The organism is Cupriavidus metallidurans CH34 (assembly GCF_000196015.1).
GTDB lineage: Bacteria > Pseudomonadota > Gammaproteobacteria > Burkholderiales > Burkholderiaceae > Cupriavidus > Cupriavidus metallidurans.
In genome coordinates, this window is sequence record NC_007974.2 from 612,814 (window position 1) to 638,115 (window position 25,302).

General features: G+C 66.3%; 25 protein-coding genes. 4 read left to right on the plus strand and 21 right to left on the minus strand.

Annotation, left to right across the window (positions count from 1 at the left end; genetic code table 11):
* Positions 1-97: 97 nt before the first annotated feature.
* The 3 genes from RMET_RS20930 (at position 98) to RMET_RS20940 (ending at position 3,492) form a co-directional block, all read left to right on the plus strand.
* Complete coding sequence (locus RMET_RS20930; protein WP_029309337.1) at positions 98-1,927, plus strand: gamma-glutamyltransferase family protein; 1,830 nt, start codon at positions 98-100, stop codon at positions 1,925-1,927.
* Positions 1,928-1,996: 69 nt separating this feature from the next.
* A complete protein-coding gene (locus tag RMET_RS20935) occupies positions 1,997-2,974 on the plus strand; it encodes a Bug family tripartite tricarboxylate transporter substrate binding protein (RefSeq protein WP_017512336.1) in 978 nt (325 codons plus the stop codon).
* Between the two features lie 17 nt (positions 2,975-2,991).
* On the plus strand, positions 2,992-3,492 hold the full coding sequence (locus RMET_RS20940; protein WP_029309338.1) for a hypothetical protein: 501 nt from the start codon (positions 2,992-2,994) through the stop codon (positions 3,490-3,492).
* A gap of 16 nt (positions 3,493-3,508) precedes the next feature.
* Here the strand turns inward: RMET_RS20940 and RMET_RS32595 are convergent, their stop codons facing one another.
* From RMET_RS32595 to napE, 18 genes are all read right to left on the minus strand, one after another.
* The gene (locus tag RMET_RS32595) at positions 3,509-3,718 is read right to left on the minus strand and encodes a hypothetical protein (RefSeq protein ID WP_011518544.1); all 210 of its coding nucleotides are present in this window, start codon (positions 3,716-3,718) and stop codon (positions 3,509-3,511) included.
* Between the two features lie 7 nt (positions 3,719-3,725).
* Positions 3,726-4,718, minus strand: coding sequence for a pyridoxamine 5'-phosphate oxidase family protein (locus RMET_RS20945; RefSeq protein ID WP_011518545.1), 993 nt, complete (start codon positions 4,716-4,718; stop codon positions 3,726-3,728).
* A gap of 55 nt (positions 4,719-4,773) precedes the next feature.
* Positions 4,774-5,385: a glutathione S-transferase family protein gene (locus RMET_RS20950; protein ID WP_029310069.1), complete on the minus strand. Its 612-nt coding sequence runs from the start codon at positions 5,383-5,385 to the stop codon at positions 4,774-4,776.
* Positions 5,386-5,541: 156 nt separating this feature from the next.
* Entirely contained in the window at positions 5,542-6,444 is a 903-nt protein-coding gene (locus RMET_RS20955; RefSeq protein WP_011518547.1) for a LysR family transcriptional regulator, read from the minus strand.
* Between the two features lie 12 nt (positions 6,445-6,456).
* Positions 6,457-7,542, minus strand: a complete 1,086-nt coding sequence (locus RMET_RS20960) for an AI-2E family transporter (RefSeq protein WP_011518548.1) — start codon at positions 7,540-7,542, stop codon at positions 6,457-6,459.
* Positions 7,543-7,640: 98 nt separating this feature from the next.
* Positions 7,641-8,675, minus strand: coding sequence for a cytochrome c-type biogenesis protein CcmH (locus tag RMET_RS20965; RefSeq protein WP_011518549.1), 1,035 nt, complete (start codon positions 8,673-8,675; stop codon positions 7,641-7,643).
* Positions 8,668-9,219 (minus strand): DsbE family thiol:disulfide interchange protein, encoded by a 552-nt coding sequence (locus RMET_RS20970; RefSeq protein WP_011518550.1) that lies wholly within the window; start codon positions 9,217-9,219, stop codon positions 8,668-8,670. The genes RMET_RS20965 and RMET_RS20970 overlap by 8 nt, the downstream gene beginning before the upstream one ends.
* Entirely contained in the window at positions 9,216-11,258 is a 2,043-nt protein-coding gene (locus tag RMET_RS20975; protein WP_011518551.1) for a heme lyase CcmF/NrfE family subunit, read from the minus strand. The genes RMET_RS20970 and RMET_RS20975 overlap by 4 nt, the downstream gene beginning before the upstream one ends.
* Positions 11,255-11,704, minus strand: a complete 450-nt coding sequence (gene ccmE, locus RMET_RS20980) for a cytochrome c maturation protein CcmE (RefSeq protein ID WP_011518552.1) — start codon at positions 11,702-11,704, stop codon at positions 11,255-11,257. The genes RMET_RS20975 and ccmE overlap by 4 nt, the downstream gene beginning before the upstream one ends.
* Positions 11,701-11,847 (minus strand): heme exporter protein CcmD, encoded by a 147-nt coding sequence (ccmD, locus tag RMET_RS32600; RefSeq protein ID WP_011518553.1) that lies wholly within the window; start codon positions 11,845-11,847, stop codon positions 11,701-11,703. Before ccmD ends, ccmE begins: the two co-directional genes overlap by 4 nt.
* The gene (ccmC, locus tag RMET_RS20985) at positions 11,844-12,623 is read right to left on the minus strand and encodes a heme ABC transporter permease CcmC (protein WP_011518554.1); all 780 of its coding nucleotides are present in this window, start codon (positions 12,621-12,623) and stop codon (positions 11,844-11,846) included. The genes ccmD and ccmC overlap by 4 nt, the downstream gene beginning before the upstream one ends.
* Positions 12,624-12,627: 4 nt before the next feature.
* Positions 12,628-13,296, minus strand: coding sequence for a heme exporter protein CcmB (gene ccmB / locus RMET_RS20990; protein WP_011518555.1), 669 nt, complete (start codon positions 13,294-13,296; stop codon positions 12,628-12,630).
* Entirely contained in the window at positions 13,293-13,928 is a 636-nt protein-coding gene (gene ccmA, locus RMET_RS20995) for a cytochrome c biogenesis heme-transporting ATPase CcmA (RefSeq protein WP_011518556.1), read from the minus strand. Before ccmA ends, ccmB begins: the two co-directional genes overlap by 4 nt.
* Positions 13,929-13,931: 3 nt before the next feature.
* The gene (locus RMET_RS21000) at positions 13,932-14,519 is read right to left on the minus strand and encodes a cytochrome c3 family protein (protein WP_008644358.1); all 588 of its coding nucleotides are present in this window, start codon (positions 14,517-14,519) and stop codon (positions 13,932-13,934) included.
* Between the two features lie 20 nt (positions 14,520-14,539).
* Complete coding sequence (locus RMET_RS21005; protein ID WP_011518557.1) at positions 14,540-15,031, minus strand: nitrate reductase cytochrome c-type subunit; 492 nt, start codon at positions 15,029-15,031, stop codon at positions 14,540-14,542.
* 17 nt (positions 15,032-15,048) lie between these two features.
* Positions 15,049-17,544 carry a periplasmic nitrate reductase subunit alpha gene (gene napA / locus RMET_RS21010; RefSeq protein WP_011518558.1) on the minus strand — a complete coding sequence of 832 codons (2,496 nt, stop codon included), beginning with the start codon at positions 17,542-17,544 and terminating at the stop codon, positions 15,049-15,051.
* A complete protein-coding gene (locus RMET_RS21015; protein WP_011518559.1) occupies positions 17,525-17,854 on the minus strand; it encodes a chaperone NapD in 330 nt (109 codons plus the stop codon). Before RMET_RS21015 ends, napA begins: the two co-directional genes overlap by 20 nt.
* A gap of 95 nt (positions 17,855-17,949) precedes the next feature.
* On the minus strand, positions 17,950-18,114 hold the full coding sequence (gene napE, locus RMET_RS21020) for a periplasmic nitrate reductase, NapE protein (RefSeq protein WP_011518560.1): 165 nt from the start codon (positions 18,112-18,114) through the stop codon (positions 17,950-17,952).
* Between the two features lie 263 nt (positions 18,115-18,377).
* Between napE and RMET_RS21025 the strand changes: the two genes are divergently transcribed.
* Positions 18,378-19,013 carry a class I SAM-dependent methyltransferase gene (locus RMET_RS21025; RefSeq protein WP_029309344.1) on the plus strand — a complete coding sequence of 212 codons (636 nt, stop codon included), beginning with the start codon at positions 18,378-18,380 and terminating at the stop codon, positions 19,011-19,013.
* Here RMET_RS21025 and RMET_RS21030 read toward each other — a convergent pair.
* The 3 genes from RMET_RS21030 to RMET_RS21040 all read right to left on the minus strand — a co-directional run bounded on the left by RMET_RS21030 (position 18,986) and on the right by RMET_RS21040 (position 25,133).
* Complete coding sequence (locus RMET_RS21030) at positions 18,986-19,963, minus strand: Bug family tripartite tricarboxylate transporter substrate binding protein (protein ID WP_011518562.1); 978 nt, start codon at positions 19,961-19,963, stop codon at positions 18,986-18,988. The genes RMET_RS21025 and RMET_RS21030 overlap by 28 nt on opposite strands.
* 49 nt (positions 19,964-20,012) lie before the next feature.
* Complete coding sequence (locus RMET_RS21035) at positions 20,013-21,752, minus strand: AMP-binding protein (protein WP_011518563.1); 1,740 nt, start codon at positions 21,750-21,752, stop codon at positions 20,013-20,015.
* Between the two features lie 78 nt (positions 21,753-21,830).
* Complete coding sequence (locus RMET_RS21040) at positions 21,831-25,133, minus strand: acetyl-CoA carboxylase family protein (protein ID WP_029310067.1); 3,303 nt, start codon at positions 25,131-25,133, stop codon at positions 21,831-21,833.
* Positions 25,134-25,302: the final 169 nt, after the last annotated feature.

The window sequence follows — 25,302 nt, forward strand, 5'->3', positions numbered from 1 at the left end:
TGATATCTGGCTGTCAGGAGCCGTATGCACAAGAGGCTTCAAACCGCGCTGAATGGTGCAGTCGTCTTCTGAAAATGACACATTGCGCGCACACTTCATGTTCACGACACGCCCCGAGATCGTCGGCACGTTCGGCGTTGCCGCTTCCACCCACTGGCTTGCGACGCAGACCGCCATGGGCGTGCTCGAACGCGGCGGCAATGCGTTCGATGCCGCCGTGGCAGCCGGCTTCGTGCTGCAGGTGGTGGAGCCACATCTGAACGGGCCTGGCGGTGAGGTGCCGATCCTGTTCTGGAGCGAGCGTGAGCGTGCCGCGCGCTCGGTCTGCGGCCAGGGCCCCGCCCCGGCGCTGGCTGATCCGGAAGCGCTGCGGAAGATGGGCATGGAGATGATGCCCGGCATCGGGCTGATGCCGGCGACGGTGCCGGGGGCGTTCGGCGCATGGATGACGATGCTGCGTGATCACGGCACCTGGTCGCTCGCCGACGTGCTTGAGCCGGCCATCGGCTACGCGCGCGATGGCTTTCCGCTCGTGCCTCGCATCTCGCAGGCAATCCTTGCCGTGCAGGCGCTGTTCCGCGACGAATGGCACAGCTCGGCCGATACCTGGCTGCCGGACGGCAAGGTGCCGCGCCCCGGCAGTTTGCACACGCTGCCGGTGCTGGCCGATACCTATACGCGCATCGTGACGACTGCGATCGCGCAGAGCGACACCCGCGAGGGCCAGATCGACGCGGCCATGCGCTGCTGGTATCAGGGCTTCGTGGCCGAGGAGATCGACGCGTACTGCCGCAACACGCCGGTACGCGACACCACTGGCGAAAAGCACGTCGGCCTGCTGCGCTTCGAGGACATGGAGCACTGGCAAGCCACGGTCGAGGCGCCTGTCTCGCTGGACTTTGGCCGTTACAGCGTGGCCAAGTGCGATATCTGGAGCCAGGGCCCGGTGTTCCTGCAGCAACTCGGGATGCTGCGCCATGCGGGGCTGGAGGCGCACGCGCCAACATCGCCCGAGTTCGTCCACACGATCGCCGAGGCTGCCAAGCTGGCGATGGCCGACCGCGCCGCCTGGTATGGCGATCCGCGCTTCGTCGATAGCCCGCTGGCCGCGCTGCTCAATCCGCACTATCTGGCCAGCCGCGCGGCGCTGATCGGTGATCGGGCGGCGCTGACGATGTTCCCCGGCGCGCTGGGTGGCCGCGCGCCGCGTATGCCTGACCCCGCCGTGGCCGAGCGCACGCTGACTGCCGCCGATACGCGCTTCGGCGTGGGCGAGCCGACCTTCGCCGCGCTGCCGCCGGTAACCGAATGGGCCGAACGCGAGCTGTTCGTCGGCGACACCTGCCATATCGACGTGATCGACCGCCACGGCAACATGGTGGCGGCCACGCCCTCGGGCGGCTGGCTGTCGTCGAGCCCGACGATTCCGTCGCTCGGCTTCGCGCTCAACACGCGCCTGCAGATGACGTGGCTCGAACCGGGCCTGCCCAACACGCTGGCGCCGGGCAAGCGGCCCTGCACCACGCTGTCGCCGTCACTGGCGATGCGCGACGGCGAGCCCTACATGGTGTTCGGCACGCCCGGCGGCGACCAGCAGGACCAGTGGTCGTTGGCATTCTTCATGCGCCACGCGGTGCATGGCATGAACCTGCAGGAATCCATCGACGCGCCCGCCTGGCATATCGACCACTTCCCGCAGTCGTTCTGGCCGCGCCAGACCACACTGAACCGCATCACCGTCGAATCGCGCTTTCCCGCTGCCACGATCGAAGCGCTGCGTGCCCGTGGGCACGAGGTTCGCGTCGGTGATGACTGGTCGGAGGGCCGCATGTCGGCATGCACACGCGAGCGCGATGCCAGAGGGCGGCTCGTGCTGCGCGCCGGCGCCAACGCGCGCGGCATGCAGGGCTATGCCGTCGGCCGCTGATACACACACGACATTACCGAAGACCGAGACAGAAACAGAAACCGAAGGGGGTTGGAGATGAAGTCCGAGATGAAGTCCGTATTGAGAAGCCTGCTGTGCGGTGCCGCCGCATTGACGATGTCGTTTGCGAACCTGGCCAGCGCGGCCGATGCCTGGCCGACCAAGCCGATCACGCTCATCGTGCCGTGGGCGGCGGGTGGTTCGACGGATATCCTGGCGCGCACGCTGTCCGAGCAGTTGACCAAGTCGCTCGGCCAGCCGGTCATCGTCGACAACCGGCCGGGTGCTTCCGGCAACATCGGTTCGGCAATGGTGGCACGCGCGAAGCCGGACGGCTACACGCTGCTGATCGGCTCGATGAGCACGCACGCGATGAACCCGGCGTTGATGCCGAACATGCCGTTCAAGGGTGTGGATGATTTCACGCCGCTGGGATTGCTGGCCTATGTGACCAACACGATGGTCGTGAACGCGTCCGTGCCGGTGCACAACGTCAAGGAACTGATCGCGTACGCGAAGGCCAATCCGGGCAAGGTCGCCTACGCCAGCGCGGGCCCCGGCTCCACCAATCATCTGAGCGCGGTGTTGTTCGAGAAGATGGCCGGCGTGCAGTTGCTGCATGTGCCGTACAAGGGTGGCGCGCCGGCCGTGGTCGATACGGTGGCGGGCCAGACGCAATTGCTGTTCTCGGCGGGTACCCAGACGCTGACGCACGTGAAGTCCGGCAAGCTGCGCCTGCTGGCCGTGACCGAAGCCAAGCGCTCCCCGCTGCTGCCCAATGTGCCAACGGTGGGCGAGACCCTGCCCGGCTACGAGCTTTCGGTCTGGTACGGCGCCTTTGGCCCGAAGAACATGCCTGCGGAACTGGTGACGCGCTTGAACAACGAGATCAACCGCGCGATGGCGCTGCCCGACGTCAAGGCCAAGATGGAGTCGATCGGCGTCGAGACGGCGACGTCCACCCCGCAGGAATTCGGCAAGATCCTGCGCCGCGATGCGGACCGCTACGGCAAGCTGATCCGCGAACTCGGCATCCAGGGCGAATGATGGTGGACGCGGCGAACATGACATTGCCGATGCATTGGCAGGCACAACTGAATGCACTGCTGGACCGCCTGCGCGATGCGGCCACGCCGCAGGGCGCGATGGATGCCGTTGGGCAGGCCACGCTGGCGATGGTCGGCCCCGGCCTGCTGACGATCAACGCATGGCACGTGAGGACGGGCGAGATCGAACGGCTATGGTCGTCGGACTCGGCGGCCTATCCGGTGGGCGGCAAGAAGATCAAGGGCGATACGGCCTGGACGCGCCAGTTGCTGGTGCGCGGGGAGGTCTTCGTCGGTGAGGGTGACGAGGCGCTGGCAGCGGTGTTCGACGACATCGCCGTGATTCGTGGCCTTGGCCTGAACGGTGTGGTCAACGTGCCGCTGAGCCGGCGCGGCGCGGTGATCGGTACGTTCAACTATCTGGCGGATGTGCAGGCGTGGACGGCCGATGAGATTACTGCGCTGCGGCTGCTGGGGCAGCTTGTGGCGCCGGCTGTCGTTGAAGTGATTGCCGGTTGAAGGGCCGACCCCGCTTCTATTCCGTCGTGCTCGCGCTCCAGAACGCCTGACTGACCACGCTGGTGCCGCCGAGTCGGGCGACGCTCGCGTCGAGCGCGTCGCCGTCCGCCGAGGTGGCCACCAGTGCTGCCTCGATTTCCACATCCTGATCACCGAACGCGCGGACCTCCAAGTCGCGCGATTGTGGCACAGGCACTGCGCTCCCTGACACCCGTCGGGGTTTCATGTTCCTGTCATGAAGCTGGATCTCCGGGCCAGACGCCAGTCCGCAGCGCCTGCGGCGATTCGCCGCCGGGCATGAAATCCCAGCGCAGCGGCAGCGCCCGATCGCGGCGCACGATCTGCTGGGGGAAAAAGCGCCACAGCCGCTCCGCACCCTCGACAGTGCCGATCTCGGGCGAATCGGTGATGACCTCGGCGCGGCCCGTCATCTGCAGCAGGTCGCCGGTCGGATAGCTGACGAACACCAGTCCCGCCACCGGATTCACCAGCATGTTGCCAAGCGTATTGAAGAACGTATTGCCGGGGAAGTCCGGAATCGTCAGGCTGCCATCGGCATCCACGCGCACGAAGCCGGGTCGGCCGCCACGATGGGATACATCCACCTGGCGTCCTCCCGGCAGATCCACATAAGTCGCGACGAAGAACGAATCGGCATGGCGGATCAACGTCCGCGCCCGAGCATCGAGTGCGGTCAGGATCTGGGGCGCGACGGTGCCTGGCGTCGCGTGGTCACGCGTGACCACGAACTCGCGCTTCTGAATGTACTGCGGGCAATTGCCGAAGCTCTGTCCGACCGTCACGCCAAAGCCGCGCGCGTCATCGCGGCGCACGATGCCGTTCAGCCGGTTGCGGCGGCGGGTCATTGGGTCGAGGCCGAGCAGCGCGATGGCGTTGCCGTCTTCCATACCACTGTCGGCGGGATCATCGGCATCGCGCGGGCTCGCGACTTCCAGCAGGTACGGATTGGGCGATTGGAGGAAGCCGGGCTGTCCCGCGCGCAGGGTGGCCCAGACGTGGCCGTCCGGGGCCACGGCGCCAATGACGACGGAAGGCAGCATCGCGAAGAATTCGCGATGCTGGTCGGGCATGTAATCACGCACCACGCGCGGACCCACTTCGGCCAGACGCTCTTCCACGCCGGCCCGGGATTGCAGGATGCGCTCGCCGGTATGCCAGGGCGTGCCGGGCAGCAGCTCCGCATGGGGGGCAGGTTGACGGTTCATGGCGCGCTCCAGGTGGCGACTTCTCGGACAGGCGATTTCAGGCAGGCAGGCGGATTCAGGCTTCGAGTCCGACCGGGCTTTTCACAATCGGCACGAAGCCCGGCAGGGCCTCCACGCGAGCCAGCCATTGGCGCACTTTGCCGTAGTCCCGCAGATCGACAAAGCCCTCCGGCGCCCGCGCGGTGTAGCTGTAGAGCGCCACGTCTGCAATCGTTGGATGATCGGCGGCGATCCATGGACGATCGGCCAGCGCATCGTCCATGCGCTTGAGCACGACGTGGGCCCGCGCGACAGCATCATCCAGATCGTACGGCGCGTTGAACAGCGTGGCGATGCGAGCGCGGGCAGGTCCGAAGGCAATGTCGCCTGCGGCGACCGACAGCCAGCGTTGCACAGCCGCTGCCGTCGCCGGTGCTTCGGGCAGCCAGTCGGTGCGGCCAAGCTTCTTGCTCAGGTAGACCAGGATCGCGTTCGAATCGGGCACGACCGTTTCGCCATCGACCAGCACCGGGATCTGGCCGAACGGATTCAGCTTCAGGAACTCGGGCGATTTGTGCGCGCCGGTCATCAGGTCCACTTCGATCAGTTCTGCCGGCTGGCCGAGCAGGGACAGGAGCAGCTGTGCGCGGTGGGCGTGGCCGGAAAGCGGGTGCACATAGAGTTTCATGGTCGGGACGTCCTTGGATGCGATGGTTCGGCGCGACGGCAAATGCCGGGCTCGCATCAAATATAGGGGCGTCCCGTGCCACGAAAAACGGCCGGGGGAAGAAGTGACTCTTGCGGATTCGAGAAGAATCCGCGGAGAACCCGACGATGGGGCGTCCTACGGATTCAGCGACGCCGTGCCGCGCAGCGTATCAACGGCCAGATCGATGAAGGCGCGCACCTTGTGCATGGCATGGCGGCCTTCGCGATGGATCACGTGGATCGGCAGCGGCGGTTGCTCGAAATTATCGAGCACGATGCGCAGCTTGCCGTCGCGGACTTCGTCGGCGATCTGGTAAGAGAGTACCGCCGCCAGCCCGAAGCCCGCAACCGCCGCGCCAATGGCCGAGTCGTTGGTCGAGGTGGCCAGGCGCGGCGTCAGGCGCGTGGGCGCGGTCTCCCCATCGCGCATGAAGCGCCATTCGGGCAGGGTGGAGATACCCGTGGTCTGGATGACGGTGTGGTGGGCAAGATCGTCGGGCGTGGCTGGCGTGCCGAACCGGGCCAGATAGTCAGGCGCGGCGCAGACCACGCGGCGGACCCGACCGACCGGGATGGCCTGTAACGACGAACTGGGCAGTGGGCCGATGCGGACCCCGACGTCGATGCCTTCCTCGACAAAATTGACGTTGCGGTCGATCAACAGGCATTCGGCATCGACTTCCGGATAGCGTCGCAGATACTCGACCACGATCGGCGTGACGAACCGACGGCCGAACAGGACCGAAGCCGTGATCGACAGCTTGCCGCGCGGCGCGGCATGGGCGCCCGTGGTGGCAAGCTCGGCTTCCTCGATCTCGGCCAGGATGCGGCGGCAGTTTTCGTAGTAGGTGGCGCCGGTTGCCGTCGGGCGCACCAGCCGCGTGGTGCGCGTGAGCAGGCGCACGCCCAGGTGTGTCTCCAGCTCGGTGATGACCCGGCTGACCACCGAGAGCGACACGTCGAGCTTCCGGGCCGCGGGCGTAAAACCCCCCGTATCCACCACGGTTACGAACGTCTTCATGGCCTGCAGGCGATCCACCGTCGTTCTCCGTCAGGCGGCGGGGCCGTTGCTGCCGATATCGCCGTTCTCGTCGATACCGTGGGCGTTCAGGTCCCAACAGGCGATGAACAGCGCGGCGATCAGCGGCCCAATGACGAAGCCGTTGAGCCCGAACAGCGCCATGCCGCCGAGCGTGGAGATCAGCACCACGTAGTCCGGCATCTGGGTGTCCTTGCCAACCAGGATCGGGCGCAGCACGTTGTCGACCATGCCGATCACCAGCACGCCGAACCCAATCAGCACCAGGCCCGTGACCGTCGATCCGGTCAGCAGGAAGTAGACCGCGACGGGCGCCCAGATCAGACCTGCGCCCACGGCGGGCAGCAGTGACAGGAACGCCATGATCACGCCCCAGAGCAGCGCGCCCTGGATACCAAGGACCGCGAAGATGCCGCCGCCGAGTGTCCCCTGCACAAGTGCCACAGCCACGTTGCCCTTCACGGTGGCGCGTACCACGGTGGTGAACTTCTGGATCAGGTGCTGCTTGTACAAATCGCTGAGCGGCACGGCCGTGCGGATCTTGCGGGACAGCCGCGGGCCGTCGCGCAGCAGGAAGAACAGCAGGTACAGCATGATGCCGAAGCTGATCACGAACTGGGCCGTATTCTGGCCGATGCTCAGCGCCCGCGTAGCCACGAACTGGCTGGCCTGCAACGCGCTGGCGCTCAGCTTTTCCTGCAAGTCCGCAATGCTGGTCAGATCCACCTTCGCCAGCAGCGTGCGCACGTAGGGCGGCAGGGCGTCCACGGCGCGCTGAAAGTACACGCCGAAATTCAGTTGGCCCGAGCGTATGCTGTCGTAGAGGCTGACGCCCTGGTTGATCAGCGAGGCGGTGATGATCGTCAGCGGCAGGATGACCAGCACTAGCACGAGCAGCAGCGTGAGCAGCGCGGCCACGTTGTTGCGCCCACGCAGCCCAGCCGTCAGGCGCCGTTGCAGCGGGGCGAAGATGATGGCGAGGACGGCGCCCCAGAAAACGGCGCCATAGAAGGGCAGCAGAATCCAGAAGAACGCGATGGAGACCGCCGCGAGCAACAGCAGGAACGTCTTGTGATACAGACCGGGTGATTCGGCCATGGTGGAATCCTTAAGCGCAAGCCAGCAGCCATTCTACGATGCCGTGAGGTCGCCACCCGTGACATGTGCCAGGTGTGGCCGCACGGCCGTGAATGGCGCTATTTGCGCTGTCCGGGTTCCGCTACCGACCGGGCGGCCGCCAGATTGGCGGCGACCCGGCCGGCGGTCTGCGAATCCGGGGGCAGCAGCCGGTACAGGTGCTCCCAGTAGGCGATCGCGCCGGCCTTGTCGCCGCGTTCGGCCGCGGCGCTGGCGGCCAGCGCCAGCCCCTTCGGGTCGTCGGGGTCGAGCCGCAGCGCGGCGTCGATCTGTGCCATCGCCGGGCCTTCCAGCGATCCGCCGTTGACGCTGGCCAGCACGTCCGCGTAGTCGGAACGCAGCGACGCCACCTTCGGCTCCAGCGCCACCGCGCGGGCGAATGCTTCCGCCGCGTCGTCGTTGCGTTCGAGCACGGTGTACGAACGCCCCAGCATGACCCAGCCCTCGGCGTCGTTCGGATTCTTGCGCAGGCGCGCGGCGAGCTGGTCGACCATGTCCTCGACGCGGGCCGCCGTCAAGGTGACCTCGCCATCGGGGCCATGAGGTCCATCGTGCGCCACCGCAGACCCGAGCAGCGATACTGGCGAGCCCAGGTGCAGATACAGCGCGACGGCCACCGGTGGCAACACGGTAAACAGCATCGCATTGGTCAGCAGCGACTGGCGGCGCGCGGGCGATTGCATGTCCCGCTCCGTCTCCTCCACGGCATTGCCTGCGGCCATCTGGCGGCGCCTGCCGCGCCAGAGCCAGGCCAGCACCGCCATGAGCAGGAGGAAGGGGCCGAGCCACAGCAGCCACGTCTGCGGCTTGAACGGCGGCTTGTAGAGCACGAAGTCGCCGTAGCGCTGCACCAGATAGGTCTTGATCGCGTCGTCGCTGGCCCCTTGCGCCATCTGGGCCCGGATCTGGCGGCGCAGGTCGACGGCCAGGTCGGCGTTCGAATCAGCCAGTGTCTGGTTCTGGCAGACCAGGCACCGAAGCTGCGAGGAGAGCGCCAGCACGCGCGCGTCGAGTTCCGCATCCGTCAGCGCGAATGCCGCCCCGGCATGGAGCGCGATCAGCAGCGTCAGCGTGGAGAGCCAGGTTCTAGGCACGGCTGCCCCCGTTTTCGAGCGATTTCAGGAGTGGCAGCAGCTTCTGTTCGAGAACCTGCTGCGTGACCGGGCCGACCTGGCGATAGCGCACCACGCCCGCTGCGTCGATGATGAAGGTCTCCGGCACGCCGTACACGCCAAGGTCGATGCCGACGCGGCCATCCGCATCGACGGCCGAGGCCTTGTACGGGTCGCCCATCCGTTGCAGCCACTCCAGCGCCGCGCCGCGCGTGTCCTTGTAGTTCAGGCCATAGAGCGGCACCTGCGTTTGCCCGGCCATGCCGAGCAGGACCGGATGCTCGGCGCGGCACGCGGTGCACCAGGACGCCCAGACATTCAACACCCAGACCTTGCCGCGCAGGCTGGCCGGGTCGAATTTTTGCGCATTGGCGTTTGCAGAGGTCTCGAGTACCGGCAGCACGAATGCGGGCGCAGGCTTGTCCACCAGCGAAGAAGGCAGCTCGCGCGGATCGTGGCGCAACCCCGCCGCCAGGGCGATCACGATCGCCAGGAATACGCCCAATGGAAGCAGGAAGCGCATCATGCTTCGGACTCCTTGCCAGCAGGCAGCGTCAGCGGTGGCGTGGCGGGCCGGGCCCCCGCATCGTCATTGGCCGTGACCGCAGACGTGACCGCTGCCGCCGGATGGCGCGCGCGATATCGGCGGTCGCTGGCGGCAAGGAGTCCGCCCAGCGCCATCAACGCGCAGCCGCCCCAGACCCACGAGACGAAGGGCTTCACGTAGACCCGCAGCGCCCAGCGGGCATCGGCGGACGTGGCATCCGACGAATCGCCGAGCGCCACATAGAGATCGCGTGCGAGCCCGGTGTCGATGGCGGCCTCGGTGGTCGGCATGTCCTGGCTGCGGTAGACGCGCCGCTCGGTGGCGAGCGTGGTGACCGGACGGCCTTGCCGCGTCACCGTGACCGTGCCCCGCAGCGCGTCGTAGTTCGGTCCCCTGACCGGCGCCACACCGTCGAAGCGGAAATCGTAGCCGCCAACCGCGACCGAATCGCCCACGCGCATCGACAACTCGCGCACGCTCTCCTGGCTCTTGACCAGCGTGACGCCGGTGATGAACACGCCCACGCCGATGTGGGCCAGCAACATGCCGTAGTAGCCGGCCGGCAACTGGCGCAGGCCGGAGCGCCAGTCCCGCGCGTGCCGCATCTGCGTGGCCAGGCTGGCCAGCCCGCTCATTGCACACCACGCGGCCAGCGTGAGGCCGAGCCCGGTCATGGCGGAGCTGTTGCGCAGCACGGCCAGCAGCCCAAGCGCGATGACCACACTTGCCACGGCCGCCCAGCGCAGTCGCCTGGCCATGTCGGGCAGGTCGCTGCGTCCCCAGCGTGCCAGCGGGGCGGCACCCATCAGCAGCACGGCGGGGGCCATCAGCGGCACGAACACTTCTTCGAAGTACTCGGGGCCGACCGATACCTTGCCGAGGTCCAGCACGTCGAGCAGCAGCGGATACAGCGTGCCGAGCAGCACCGCCGAGGCGGCCACGGCCAGCAGCACGTTATTGGCCAGCAGAAAAGACTCGCGCGAGGTCAGGTTGAAATCGGTGCGCTGGGTCAGCCGGGGCGCGCGCCACGCGAATAGCGCGAGCGCCAGCCCCGTGACCAGTCCCAGCAACGTCAGGATGAAGATGCCGCGCCGGGGATCCACCGCGAACGCGTGGACCGAGGTAAGCACGCCAGAGCGGACCAGGAACGTGCCGAGCAGGCTCAGCGAGAACGTGAAGATCGCCAGCAGAGCGGTCCAGGCGCGGAACGCGCCGCGCTTCTCGGTGACCGCCAGCGAGTGGATCAGCGCGGTGCCGGCCAGCCAGGGCATGAACGACGCGTTCTCCACCGGGTCCCAGAACCACCAGCCGCCCCAGCCCAGTTCGTAGTAGGCCCACATGCTGCCCATCGCGATGCCGATGGTCAGGAACATCCACGCCAGGATCGTCCACGGGCGCGACCAGCGTGCCCAGGCCGCGTCGAGTCGTCCTTCAAGCAAGGCCGCCACCGCGAATGAGAATGCCACCGCGAAGCCGACGTAGCCCATGTACAGGAATGGCGGATGGAACACCATGCCGGGGTCCTGCAGCAGCGGATTGAGGTCGCGCCCCTCCATCGCGCGGGGCAACAGACGCAGGAACGGATTCGATGCGAACAGCACGAACAGCAGCAGTCCGGTGCTGATGCCCCCCATCACGCCAAGCACGCGGGCGACGAACGCCAGTGGCAGGCGGCGGCTGAAGCCAGCCACGGCCATTGCCCACAGCGCCAGCATCAGCGACCACAGCAGCATCGACCCCTCATGGCCGCCCCATACCGCCGCCATGCGGTAGATCAGTGGCAGCGCGCTGTTAGAGTTCGCCGCCACATAGAGCACGCTGAAGTCGTTGTCGACGAAAGCGTATGTCAGCGAGAGGTAGGCCGCGATCAGCAGCGTGCCATGCAGGAAGGCGGCGGGCCGTGCAAGGCACATCCAGGCAACATTGCCGCGCGCCGCGCCCACCATCGGCAGCGTTGCCAGCACCAGCGCCACGAGCATGGCCAGGATCAGTGCGAAGTGGCCCAGTTCCGGATTCATCGCGTTTTTTCCGTGGGGTTGTCCGATGCGGCGCGTTTGAGCGCGTCGGCGGCTTCGGGCGGCATGTAGTTCTCGTCATGCTTGGCCAGGATTTCGCTGGCGACGAACGTGCCGTCGCGATCGAGTGCCCCGCGTGCCACCACGCCCTTGCCCTCGCGGAACAGGTCCGGTAGCAGGCCACGGTAGACCACGGGTATGTCGTGCCGTGTATCGGTCACGACGAAGCGGATCGTCAGGTTTTCTGGATCGCGCTTCAGCGAGCCGGGGGCGACCAGGCCGCCGAGACGAAAATTGCGTGACGCCGGCGCTTCGTGCGCGGCCACCTGGGTCGGGCTGAAGAAGAAGACGAGATTGGAGCGAAACGCATTCAGTACGAATGCCAGTGCCGTGCCGCCGCACAGCAGCGCGGCCAGCAGCAGACCGAGGCGACGTTGCCTGCGCGTCATCGGCGCGACCGTGCCCGCAGGCTGTTGCGGCGCCGCGCGCAGAGCAGGATCAGTTCCGCGGCGATTAGCACGAAGGTCATGCCGAAGGCGCTTGCGATATAGCCGGCGTGTCCGGCCAGCATGTCGAGATTCAGCGTGCTCATGGCATGGTCTCCAGGGTGCCGGTGTCAATCTCGCCGCGCTCGCGCAGGATGCAGCGCAGGCGCACCAGCGCCACGCCGATCGCGTATAGCCAGCAGGCCACCGTCATCGTCAACATGCCGGCCAGCATCGTGGCCGCCATGGTTGGCGCGGCGGTCAGGCTGACCGATGCGCCCTGGTGCAGCGTGTTCCACCACTGCACGGAAAAGTAGATCACTGGCACATTCGCCACGCCGACCAACGCCAGCACGGCGCAGGCGCGCTCGGCGCGACGGGGCTCGTCGATGGCCGCCTCCAGCGCCATGTAGCCGAGGTAGAGGAACAGCAGGATCAGCTCCGACGTCAGCCGTGCGTCCCAGACCCAGTACGTGCCCCACGTGGGTTTGCCCCAGAGTGCCCCGGTCCACAGCGCGATGACCGTGAACATCGCGCCCGTGGGCGCCAGCGCCGACGCCATCATCGAGGACAGCCGCGTGCGCAGCACCAGCGCCAGCGCACACCAGCCCGCCATGACCACGTAGATGAACATCGACATCCACGCTGCCGGCACGTGGATGAAGATGATCCGGTAGACCTCGCCCTGCTGGGCATCGGTGGGCGCCACCACGAATCCGAGGTACAGGCCGAGGGCCAGGAACAGCGCCGCAACGGCGAAACACCAGGGCGCAAGCCGTCCCGCGAGCGGGTAGAAGCGCACTGGCGCGGCAAAGGCCAGCCAGCGCGCCCGCGCGGTGCGTGGGGAATGGGCGTTGGCGTCGAGGGAAATGTCGCGCTGCATCGTGTTACTCCATGGCGATGCGCAAGCCTGCCGCCGTGGCCAGCGGACACAGGAACAGCGATAGCGCCAGGCAGGCCCCGAGTAGCGAAAATTGCGGGATCACGTCGAGTCCGGCATCGGCCGCCGCGCCCGCGCTGGCGCCGAACACCAGCACAGGAATTGACAGCGGCAGCACCAGGATGCACAACAGCACGGCGCCACCGCGTACGCCCAGCGTCAATGCCGCGCCAACGGCGCCGATCAGGCTAAGTGCAGGGGTTCCCACCAGCAGCGAGGCCGACAGCAGCAGCGCGGAGCCGGCCGGCAGGCTGTATTGCTGGGCCAGCAGCGGCGTCAGCACGAGCAGCGGCAGGCCGCTGGTCAGCCAGTGCGCGCCGATCTTGGCCAGCACGAGCAAGGCCAGCGGGTGGGGTGACAGCAGGAGCTGGTCGAGACTGCCATCCTCGTGTTCCTGTGTGAACAGCCGCGACAGCGACAGCATCGACGCGAGCAGTGCCGACACCCACAGGATGCCCGGCGCCAGCGCGCGCAATTGCTGCGGGTCCGGGCCGATGGCCAGCGGAAAGAGGCTCGTGGCGATGACGAAGAAGACCAGGCTGGAAAGCAGCCCGGTGCGCCGCCGCCATGCGATCGACAGGTCGTGCGCGATGATCGTGCCGATGGCCTGGATCATGGCGAACCCGCGTCTGTGGCGAGATCGAGCACCGCACCCTCGGCGGGCAGCCGCTGATGCGTGGCGACCACGGCGATGCCGCCCCGCTGCAGGTGCTCGGCGAGCAGCGTGTGGAAGCAGTCGGTCGATGCGTCGTCGAGCGAAGTCAGCGGTTCATCGAGCAGCCATAGCGCGCGTGGCGTCAGCGCCAGCCGGGACAGCGCCACGCGGCGGCGCTGTCCTTGCGAGAGCGTGCGCGCCGGGGCATCGGCGACACGATCGAGACCGAACCGGGCAAGAGCATGGTGCATGGCATCCGCATCGGGCTGCTGGCCAGCCATGCGAGCGGCGAACTGAAGATTCTCGAAAGCGGACAGGTCGGGGTAGATGCCGTTGACGTGGCCGAGGTAGGCAACCTGCGCGAGATAGTCGGGGTCTCCGGCCCGCACCGCGCGGCCTCGCCAGTACAGGTCGCCCTCGGCGGGTGGCATCAGGCTGGACAACACGCGTAGCAGGCTGGTCTTGCCAGCACCGTTCGGGCCCATCACCTGCAACAGGTCGCCGGGTGCCAGGGAAATGCCGAGGCCACGGAAGATAGCGCAATGGCCGCGCCGGACGCCAAGCTCGCGGGCCTCCAGTACCGCGTCGGCCATAGGCTATTGCTCCTCGGCCTTGGAGATGTCAGGCAGATGGTGGGCGATCCCCTTGTGGCAATCGATGCAGGTCTTTTCCTTGTTGGCCAGATAGGTCGAGTGCATGGCCTGCGCGCGCGGGCTCTGGCGCGTGAAGTCCATCGACTGGTAGTCGTGGCAATTGCGGCATTCGAGCGAATCGTTGGCCTTGAAGCGGGCCCATTCGTGCTGCGCCAGCTCCAGCCGGTGCGCCTGGAACTTCTCGCGCGTGTCCACGGTACCGAAGATCTTGGCCCAGACTTCCTTCGACGCCTGCATCTTGCGCGCCATCTTGTCGGTCCAGTTGTGCGGCACGTGGCAGTCCGAGCATTTGGCGCGCACGCCGCTGCGGTTGGTGAAGTGGATCGTGCCCTGCAGTTCCTGGTAGACGTTGTCGCGCATCTCGTGGCAGCCGGTGCAGAATTGCTCGGTGTTGGTGAGTTCCAGCGCCGTGTTGAACGCGCCCCAGAACACCACGCCGGCGATGAAGCCGCCCAGGGTCAGGAATCCCAGGCTGAAGTAGGCACTGGGGCGGTTGATGGTATGCCAGTAGCGCTTGATCAGGTCCCACATGATCGGTCACCGTCGCCTGGTTATTTGGCACCCTTGGTGCCGCCACTGCGTTTGAGGATCGCCTCCACATCGACGAACGTGTTGTTCACCAGTGGCTTGGCGTCGGCCTGCGGCACGTGGCATTGCGTGCAGAAGTAGCGCCGTGGCGAGATCTCGGCCAGCACGTTGTTGTCACGATCCATGTAGTGCGTGATGCTGACCGGGATGGCCTGCGTTTCCTCCGTGCGCGTGCGCGCGTGGCAGAACATGCAGCGGTTGAAGTCCTTGTCGAGCTGGTAGCTGTCGATCTTGTGGGGGATCGTCGGCGGTTGCATCGTGTAGTTGCGGGTACGGCGGATGTCCTTGTTCTCGGTCGGGAACAGTATTGGCGGCGAGGTCTCGTTGGCCACCGGCGTGGGGCCACGCATCGAGTCCACCAGGCCCTGCGCGCGCGCCAGCGGCACGCTGAGCAGCATGACCACCAGCATGAGGACCAGCAGGGGCAGGGGGACCCAGGATCGGCTTGGCAACATGGCGTGTCCTCCTGTACTCATACCTTGACGATCTTGACCGCGCACTTCTTGAAGTCGGTCTGCAGCGAGATCGGGCAGGTGGCGTCGAGCGTGACCTTGTTGATCAGCTGGCTGGCATCGAACCAGGGCACGAATACCAGACCGCGCGGCGGCGCGTCGCGTCCGCGGGTTTCGATGCGCGTGCGCATACGGCCGCGACGCGAGACCACTTCCACTTCCACCCCGCGCCGCAGCCCCAGTGCCTTGGCGTCTTCCGGATGCATGAAGCACACCGCGTTCGGGAAGGCGCGGTACAGCTCCGGCACGCGCCGCGTCATCGAGCCGGAGTGCCAGTGTTCGAGCACGCGGCCCGTGGCCAGCCAGAACGGGTATTCCTTGTCCGGGGACTCGGCCGGCGGCTCGTAGGGCAGGGCGTAGATCACGGCCTTGCCGTCCGGGTTGCCGTAGAACTGGAAGCCGGTACCCGCCTTCACGTACGGGTCCGAGCCTTCGCGATAGCGCCAGCGCGTTTCCTTGCCGTTGACCACCGGCCAGCGCAAGCCGCGTGCCTCGTGGTACATGTCGAACGGCGCCAGGTCGTGGCCGTGGCCACGGCCGAAGGTCGCGTATTCCTCGAACAGGCCCTTCTGGACGTAGAAGCCGAAAGCCTTGGACTCGTAGTTGTTGTAGTCGGAGGCGGTTTCCTTGAGCGGGAACTTGTCGACCTGGCCGTTGCGATACAGCACGTCGAAGAGCGTCTTGCCCTTGTACTCGGGTTTCTTCGCGATCAGTTCCGCCGGCCAGACGTCCTCGACCTTGAAGCGCTTCGAGAATTCCATCAACTGCCAGAGATCGGAGCGCGCCTCGCCCGGGGCGTCTACGAGCTGGTGCCAGAACTGCGTGCGGCGTTCCGCGTTACCGTACGCGCCTTCCTTTTCGACCCACATCGCGGTGGGCAGGATCAGGTCGGCCGACAGCGCGGTGACCGTCGGGTAGGCGTCGGAGACGACGATGAAGTTCGTCGGATTGCGGTAGCCGGGCAGGGTCTCCTCCATCATGTTGGCTGCCGCCTGCATGTTGTTGTTGACCTGCACCCAGTACGCGTTGAGCTTGCCGTCCCTGAGCATCCGGTTCTGCAGGACGGCGTGGTAGCCGGGCTTGTCGGGGATAGTCCCCGGCGGCAGCTTCCAGATACGTTCGGCTTCCTCGCGGTGCTTGGGATTGGTGACGACCATGTCGGCCGGCAGCCGGTGCGAGAACGTGCCTACCTCCCGTGCCGTGCCGCAGGCGGATGGCTGCCCTGTCAGCGAGAACGGACTGTTGCCCGGCGTGGCGATCTTGCCCGTCAGCAGGTGGACGTTGTAGGCCATGTTGTTGACCCACGTGCCGCGCGTGTGCTGGTTGAAACCCATGGTCCACAGCGACATGACCTTGAGATTCGGGTCGGCATAAAGCTCGGCCAGTTGCTCGAGCTGCTTCTTGGGCACGCCGGAGAGCTTGCTGACGTAGTCAGCATCGTACTTCGACACGAACTTCGCGAAGTCGTCGAACGTAATCAGCTTGGAGTCGTTCGGGTTGCCGGCGTTCTTGGCCGCCTTCTGGAGCGGATTGTCCGGGCGCAGGCCATAGCCGATATCGGTCACGCCTTCCTTGAACACCGTGTACTTGTTGACGAAGTCCTTGTTGACCTTGTTATTGCGGATGATGTAGTTGGCGATAAAGTTCAGCATCGCCAGGTCGGTCTGGGGCTTGAAGATGACCGGGATATCGGCCAGGTCGAACGAACGATGCGTGAACGTGGACAGCACGGCCACGCGGGTCTTGGGGTGGCTCAGGCGGCGGTCCGTGATGCGTGTCCACAGGATCGGGTGCATCTCCGCCATATTGGAGCCCCACAGCACAAAGACGTCGGCGGCCTCGATGTCGTCATAGCAGCCCATCGGCTCGTCCATGCCGAAGGTGCGCATGAAGCCGGTCACGGCCGACGCCATGCAATGGCGCGCGTTCGGGTCGATGTTGTTGGAGCGGAACCCCGCCTTGTACAGCTTGGAAGCGGCGTAGCCTTCCCATACGGTCCACTGGCCGGAGCCGAACATGCCCACGGCGGTCGGGCCTTTCTCCTTGAGCACGCGCTTGAACTGGGCCTCCATCTCGTCGAAGGCGCGATCCCAGCTGACCGGCGCGAATTCGCCGTTCTTGTCGTACTTGCCGTTCTTCATCCGCAGCAGCGGCTTGGTCAGGCGGTCCTGCCCATACATGATCTTCGACAGGAAGTAGCCCTTCACGCAATTCAGGCCCTTGTTGACCTCGCAAAGCGGGTCGCCCTGGGTGGCCACCACCTTGTTGTCCTTGACCGCGACGGTCACACCGCACCCCGTGCCGCAGAAGCGGCAGGGCGCCTTCGACCATTTCAGTTTCGTGACTTCGCTGTCCGTCACGAAATTGGCCGCATCCGTCGGCAGCGAGACGCCCGCCACCGAGGCCGTGGCGGCGATGGCTGTCTGCTTGATGAAATCACGGCGCGTGAGTGGCATCGGAGATCTCCTCGTTCATGGCGGCGGCATCTTCGTTGTGCTGGTAGACCAGCGTGGCGGAAAAGACGCCTTCGAGTTGATGCAGACAGGTGAGTTGCGCGGCGATGGCGCGCGAGCTGGGTGCTTCCGCGGTGACGACGATCTTGCCGGCGTCACTGATCGCATGGATCTCCATGCCAGTCATGGCGTCGATGGCCGAGCAGACGGCATCGAGCTTTTCCGGGTTCGCGTACACCATGATGCCGGCGATATGCCACTCTTCGCCGGCCGGCACGGGCACGATGGGAATCGACACTCCTGATGCTGGCATGACGGGGGACTCCAGCTTTTCGGCTGCTCAGGCTAGCTTCGCAGCCTTGTTATGGCACGGGCATTGGACCAAAGGCCAATCCTGCATGGCAATGTTCAATGGGTTGGCGGTCCGCTGATCAGTTGGCTCATCCAGACGATGAAGCCATAGCCGGCCACGACGATGACCGAGAGCACGGGCACCATCACGGCGGTCAGAAACAGGAAGCTGCGCAGTTCTTCCGTTTTGCGCTGGGGATCTTCGACGCTGCCTGATTGCATAGCGGCCTCTGGTTATGTACAGGCTTGCCGGACTTTGCGCCGGTTATGCGTACTTATTAAAGAAACCATTAAGCAAAGTGTCAAGGCGGCCACACGCGGTGGTCACGCCGCTCCGACGGCGGTGGAATATATCAAGACGTGATCTGATTCGTGACCGTGGCCTGCGCGAAGGCGCTGAAGATGGGAAAAGCGTGGTTCTGGTACCTTCGACGGAGATCGCCGTGGCCGCCGCCGGCCCTACCATGCCCATCGCCCGTAAAGCCATGCAAAGCAAAGATCACTGGGAGACCGTCTACGCGACGAAGCCGCCAACAGAGGTCAGTTGGTATCAATCCGCGCCGACCCTGTCGCTCGACCTGATCCGCAAGCTCGATCTGCCAGCGGACGCCACCATCGCCGACATTGGCGGGGGTGCCTCGACGCTGGTCGATCATCTTTTGTCACTGGGATTGCATCGCCTGGTAGTTGTCGACCTTGCCGGCCATGCACTGGCCGCTGCGCGGGACCGTCTGGGTGCACGGGCGGCCGGTGTGCGCTGGATCGTCGGCGATGTCACCACGCCGGTATTGCCGGAAGCGTCCGCCGATCTCTGGCATGACCGTGCTGTGTTTCACTTTCTGACCGCGTCAGAGGATCGCGCGGCGTATGTGGCGCAGGCCAGGCGCGCGGTCCGGCCCGGCGGTCACTTGATCATCGCTACCTTCGCGCTGGACGGGCCCACGCAATGCAGCGGCCTGCCGGTGGTGCGATACGACGTCGCAGGGCTGCGGGCCGAGTTCGCCCCCGCCTTCGATCTCGTCGCGCACACCACGGAGACCCATACAACCCCGGCGGGGCACGCGCAGTCATTCCTGTACTGCCACTTCGTGCCTCATCCTTCGGCCTTGATGCCCGACTGAGCCACGAGCGTCTGCCAGACCTGCTGGTCGCGTCGGAGCAACGCGGCGAACTCCTGCGCCGTCGTGCCTCTGGGCAACATGCCGCTGTCAATCAGCATCTTCGAGCCGGCAGGCGTCTTGATGATCGCCGCAAGCTCGTTCGAGAGCCGCTGCACCAGTGACGCCGGCGTCCGGGCCGGCGCCAACATGCCGATCCAGCCGATGGACTCGAAGCCGCTGAACCCGGCTTCGGCGAACGTCGGTACATTCGGCATCGATGGCACGCGCGACCGGCCTAGTGTTGCCAACACCTTGATCCGGCCGGCATCGCCATAGGTCTTGGCCATCACCGTGGATACGAAGCCTACCGGCAACTGGTTGGCCAGCAGATCGCCGATGGCTGCCGTATCGCCCTTGTAGGCGGCATGGACGATATTGATACCGGCCTTGCGCTTGAGCAGTTCACCGTACAGATGGCCAGTGGAGCCGACCCCCAGGCTGCCATAGGCGGAGCCGGGATGTTTGCGGGCCCATTCCACGTACTCGGGCAGTGTCCTGGCCGGGGTGGCATCGCTGGCCACCAGGACCTGCGCGGCATCCGCCACGAGAGTGAGCGCTTCAAAGTCGGTCAGCGGGTTGTACAGCGGCTGGGGCTGGATCAACGGGCTCTGGATCAGGGCGGTGTTCGTGAACAGCAGCGTGCGGCCATCGGGCGCGGCGGTGGCGACAGCGGCGGCGCCGATCATGCCCGCCGCGCCCGGGCGGTTGTCGACGATCACGTTGGTCTTCAGCGCGGTACCGAGCTTGTCCGCGATAAAGCGCGTGATCGCATCGGTGGAGCCGCCGGGCGGATAGGGCAAGACGATGCGGATCGGGCCGGTGACGGTCTGCGCCAACGCTGGGCGGTGCAGCGCGAGGCCGCCGAGCATCGCGGCGGAGAGCTTCAACAAGTGGCGTCGCTGGGTGTTCATCGTTGTCTCCAATGGTCTCTTGGTCGTGTCGGGGCGCGGTGGCGGGCTGTCAGCCCACCTCTTGTTCGTCCTGCTCGAACTGTTTCTGCAGTTCCCCCTTCTTGACCTTGCCCGTTGCCGTCATCGGCAACTCGTCCACCACGCGGATCTCGGGCACCTTGTAGGTCGCCATATGCTCGCGGCACCATGCCGTCAGCGCCTCGGCCGACACATCGTCATGCCCGGGGCGCAGGCGGATGAATGCCACCGGCACCTGGCCCTTGTCCCGATCGGGACGTGCGACCACGGCGGACCCGAGTACGGCGGCATGACGTCCGAGCAGGACTTCCAGCTCTGACGGGAATACGCTCATGCCGCGCACCTTGATCATCTCCTTGCGCCGTCCAAGGAAGTGCAGGTAGCCCGCATCGTCATAGGCGCCGATATCGCCTGTCCTGAACCAGCCGTCCCGGAACACCTCCGCATTGGCGTCGGGGCGGCCCCAATAGCCCTTGAGCAGCGAAGGCGTGGTGACGACAATCTCGCCCTCCTCGCCAACGGGCAGCGTCACGCCGGTTTCGAAGTCGCAGATCTTGATACGCGTGCCCGGCACTGGCAGACCGACGAAGACTGGCCGGCCGTGCAGGTCCATGTCGTCTGTCTGCATCCCCGTGGTGAAGGTGTCGCTCGTGTGCGTCTCCGTCATGCCCCAGGCGCCTTCGGCCACGACGCTGCCGGTCAGCGCGTGCCACTGGCGGCGCAGGTCCACGGTCAGCTTGCGGATGAACGATGCCACGCGCGTATGTTGCAGCGAGCGCATGTCGTGCCGCGCAAGTTCGGGGTGCTGCAGCAGTTCCACAAGGTTGTCGACCACCATGAACGTGCGATTGACGCGGTAGCGGTCCACGGCAGACATGACGGCGAGTGGGTCCCAGCGCGCCAGCAGCACCAGCGTGGCGCCGCTGAAGATCGGATAGATCAATCCGAGGTTCTCGCCGGCGATCCAGAACATCGGCAGGAAGTTCAGCATCACGTCGGACGACGGCAGCGTTGCATCCCGGTCTTCGCGCCCGCTGGTGACCGCCAGCGTGGCGGCCGCCGTGTAGATCATGTCGCGCTGGGTATGCATGCAGCCCTTGGGCATACCGGTGGTACCACCCGTGTAGTTCAGCGCGGCCAATGCATCGAGATCCACGCTCACGTCGCGCACGTTGCCCGTGCATGTCTGGATGGCCGCCATCAGGTCGATCGTGCCCGCGTGCGCCACTGGCGCGGCGTCGAGTCCAGCCGGAACGGGCAGCGTGGGATGCGCGGGCAGGAATTCGCCGGCCGATGTGCTGAAGACCGTTTCCACGCTGGTTTGCGGCTTCACCGTCATCAGCATCGGCACGAGCGTGTCGAGCGCGATCACCATGGTCGCACCGGCATCGTTCAGCTCGTAGGCCAGTTCGTGTTCCTTGAACAGTGGATTCACGGGCACGTAGACGGCGCCAAGCTTGAGAATCGCGTAGAACACGATATGGAACTGCGGACAGTTGCCCAGTAGAACGGCCACGCGATTGCCGGGGCCGATGCCGTGGCCCCGCAGCAGTTCCGCGCAGCGCTCGCTCAGGTCGTCGAGTTCGGCGAAGGTGATCTCGCTGCCGTAGTAGATCAGCGCGGGCCGCTCAGGCTGGATGCGCGCCCATGCCCGCAGGGTCTCGCCAAGGCTGATCTCGCCGTGTGGATACTGCGGCGAGGTGGGCAGGCCTGCGGGCCAGATGCGGCGATGCCGCGCTTCAAGATCTGCGAAGAAAGCTGCGTCTTCCATCGTGTCTCCAGGAGTATTTGCTCCGCGCTCCAGCATGGCGGGAGCGGAGTCAGGGGGCCAGTTCAGTCACTGCATCGGCTACCACGCATCCACGTAACGTCGGGGCGCCTCGTCTCGTGGGGCGGCATCGAGGCCGGCCAGCAACCAGCGCCGCGTTTCGGCCGGATCGATGACCGCGTCGATCTCGAGCCCGGCTGCGGCATTGATTGCGTGTCCGCGTTCGTACATCTGCGCCACGAGCTGCTGGTAGAGGGCGTCGCGTTCGGGGCCAGCCGGCAGCGCTTCCAACTCCTTGCGGAAGCCGAGACGTACCGCCCCTTCCAGTCCCATGCCGCCGAACTCGCCGGTTGGCCAGGAGATGGTGAAGGCCGGCGCGCGGAAGCCGCCTGCAGCCATGGCCATCGCACCCAGGCCGTAGCCCTTGCGCAGCACCACGGCCATGAACGGCACGCGCACCTTGGCGCCCAGCACGAACAATCGGGACACATGACGGACTTGCGCGCGGGCTTCGATCTCCGGGCCGACCATAAAGCCCGGCGTGTCGATCAGCGAGACGATCGGCAGGCCATGCGTATCGCACAGCTGCATGAATCGCGCGGCCTTGTCCGCGCCGTCCACGTCGATGGCGCCACCCAGGTGACGCGGGTTGTTGGCGACGATGCCCACGGGTCGGCCTTCGATACGCGCCAGCGCGGTATGCACGCCAGTGCCATAGCCCGCGCGCAACTCGATCACGCTGCCGACGTCGGCAATGCCCTGGATCGCGGCACGGGTGTCGTAGACGCGCAGGCGGTTCTCGGGCACCACGCCGCGCAGCATCAGGGCGTCGGGCGCCTCCCAGTCCTGCGTGCGGCCCTGGAACATCGACAGGTAATGCTTCGCGGCGCGCACGGCCTCGGCTTCGTCGTCGACAAGCAGGTCGACCACGCCATTCTGGTACTGCACGGCGGCGGGGCCGATGTCCTCCGGGCGATACACGCCAAGGCCGCCGCCTTCGATCATCGCGGGGCCGGCCATGCCGATGTTCGCGTCGCGCGTGGCGATGATCACGTCGCTGCAGCCGAGCAGGGCAGCGTTGCCCGCGAAGCACCGGCCAGCGGCGATGCCGATCACCGGCACCTCGCCGCTCAGCGCGGCAAATGCGGCGAAGGACGGTTGGTAGAGGCCAGCGACGGTAGGAAAGTCCACATCGCCGGGGCGTCCGCCGCCGCCTTCCGCGAAGATCACGGTTGGCAGCTTCTGTTCGGCGGCCACCTGCAGGATGCGATCTGTCTTGATGTGATTGCGCTTGCCCTGCGTGCCCGCCAGCACCGTGGCGTCGTACGCCAGCACTGCGCAGCGCGCGCGCTCCGGTGCGAATCGGGTGCCGTTGATGCGGCCGGTGCCGGTGATCAGGCCATCGGCTGGCGTATTGGCGATCAGGTCCTCGGCGCTGCGTCGGCTGGCCTGCGCGGCTACCGCATAGGCGCCGTACTCGACGAAACTGCCTGCGTCGCACAGATCAGCCACGTTCTCGCGCGCGGTGCGCTGGCCGCGCGCATGGCGTTTCGCCACCGCGTCCGGCCGCGCGGCATCATCGAGGAACGCATCGCGATCGCGCACACGTTGCAGATCGGGGCGGATCGCGCGTGGGTCTGCCGCCTCGCTGCGGTGATGCGCGACGCCGGCGTCAGCCACCGGCTCCAGCACGAGCAGGATTTGCCCTTCGACAGTCTGCCCGGTGGCACCGACGCGCACGTCGATCACACGCCCCGCGCACTCGGCCGCGATGGTGTGCTCCATCTTCATCGCGTCGAGGATCGCCACGATCTGGCCCGGTTGCACGATGTCGTCTTCCTGGACGCGCATCTCGACCACGCGCCCGTTCATTGGCGCGCGCACTGCAACCAGTCCTTCGTCGATGGCCTCGGCAGTAGCGGTCGGTACAGGCACGGGGGCGGTCTGCGCGATGCCGATGGAAGCCTGTCGCGCGGCGTCACTGGCCGCCACGCGTTGCGCGGCGGTCAGCAGTTCCGGCAGGATCGCCTCGAAGTGACGTGTATGGACATGCTGTGTCGCGAAGTCTTCGCGTGCCACCAGGGCGCGCAGCAGGTCGAGGTTGCTTGGCACGCCGTCAACACGGCATTCACCGAGCGCACGCCGCACGCGCCGCACCACGTCCTCGAAACGGGGTGAAGAAGTGCTTACGATCAGTTTGGCCAGCAGCGAGTCATAGCCAGCTGGCGGCGCGTAGCCGGTATAGCCGTGCGTGTCGACGCGAACATCGGGCCCGGTGGGCGGATCGAAACGTTCGAGCCTTCCGAGCGCCGGGCGCGCCTGGCCCTGCGCATCGGTGGCCTCGGCATTGATGCGTAGCTGAACGGAGAACCCGCGCGCCGTGGGCGGCGCGGCGGGGTCGAGACCCAGGTCGCGCAGGCTCCGGCCATCAGCAAGGCCAAGCTGGAGGGCAACGAGATCGAGACCCGTCACCTGTTCCGTGATGGTGTGCTCTACCTGCAGACGGGGATTGGCTTCGATGAACACGAAGCCGTGGGGCGTGCCGGCGTCGTCGGTCTCCACCAGGAACTCGAACGTGCCCAGGCTGCGGTAGCCGGTGTGCTTTGCGATCCTGCTGGCGGCCTGCACGATGCGGTCGCGCAGGGCGGGTGTCAGCACCGGGCTCGGCGCGATTTCCACCAGTTTCTGGAAGCGCCGCTGTAGCGTGCAATCGCGTTCGCCGAGCGCGATTGTCTCAGTCCCATCGCCGATGATCTGTACTTCAATATGGCGCGCGCGTTCGACCAGTCGCTCGGCATAGATCGCTTCGATGCCGAAGGCGCTGCGGGCCTCCGACTGGCAGCGCGCGTAGGCTTCGGCCAGCGCTTCGGCATCGCGGACGACGCGCATCCCGCGCCCACCGCCGCCGCCCACGGCCTTCAGCACGATGCCATTGCCTTGCTGCGCCGCGAAGAATGCGCGGACGTCGTCGAGCGAAGCGCCACCGGGGGTGGCCGGCATCACCGGGACATCGCACTGCGCGGCCAGCTCGAGCGCGCGGCCCTTGTCGCCGAACAGGGCAAGCTGCTCGGGCGTGGGGCCGACGAACGTGATACCTGCTGCCGCGCATGCCTGCGCGAAGTCGGCACGCTCGCTCAGGAAGCCGTAGCCGGGATGGATTGCATCGCAGCCAGCGGCGCGCGCCGCGCCGAGAATGGCGTCGATGTCGAGATAGGTAGCCGGACCATTGCCGGGCAGCGCGATGGCTTCATCGGCAAGCTGGCGATGGCGCGATTGAGCGTCGTCGGTGGCGTACACCGCGACAGTGGCAATGCCGAGATCCTGCGCGGCGCGTTGAACCCGCAGCGCGATTTCGCCGCGGTTGGCAATCAGAAGCTTTTTCACTGGCTCGATTCCGTGAGGGATGGATGCAGTACCGCCCGGATGCAAGCCAGAATGTAAGGCGCGTGCGTCAAGCTGCATGCACCCATGGCGCAAGTTTCATGGCGGCCATGCATCGGCTGTATAGCCGCAGCCGCCCTGCGGAATTGCTGCCTTGAGTTGCCTTGAGTTG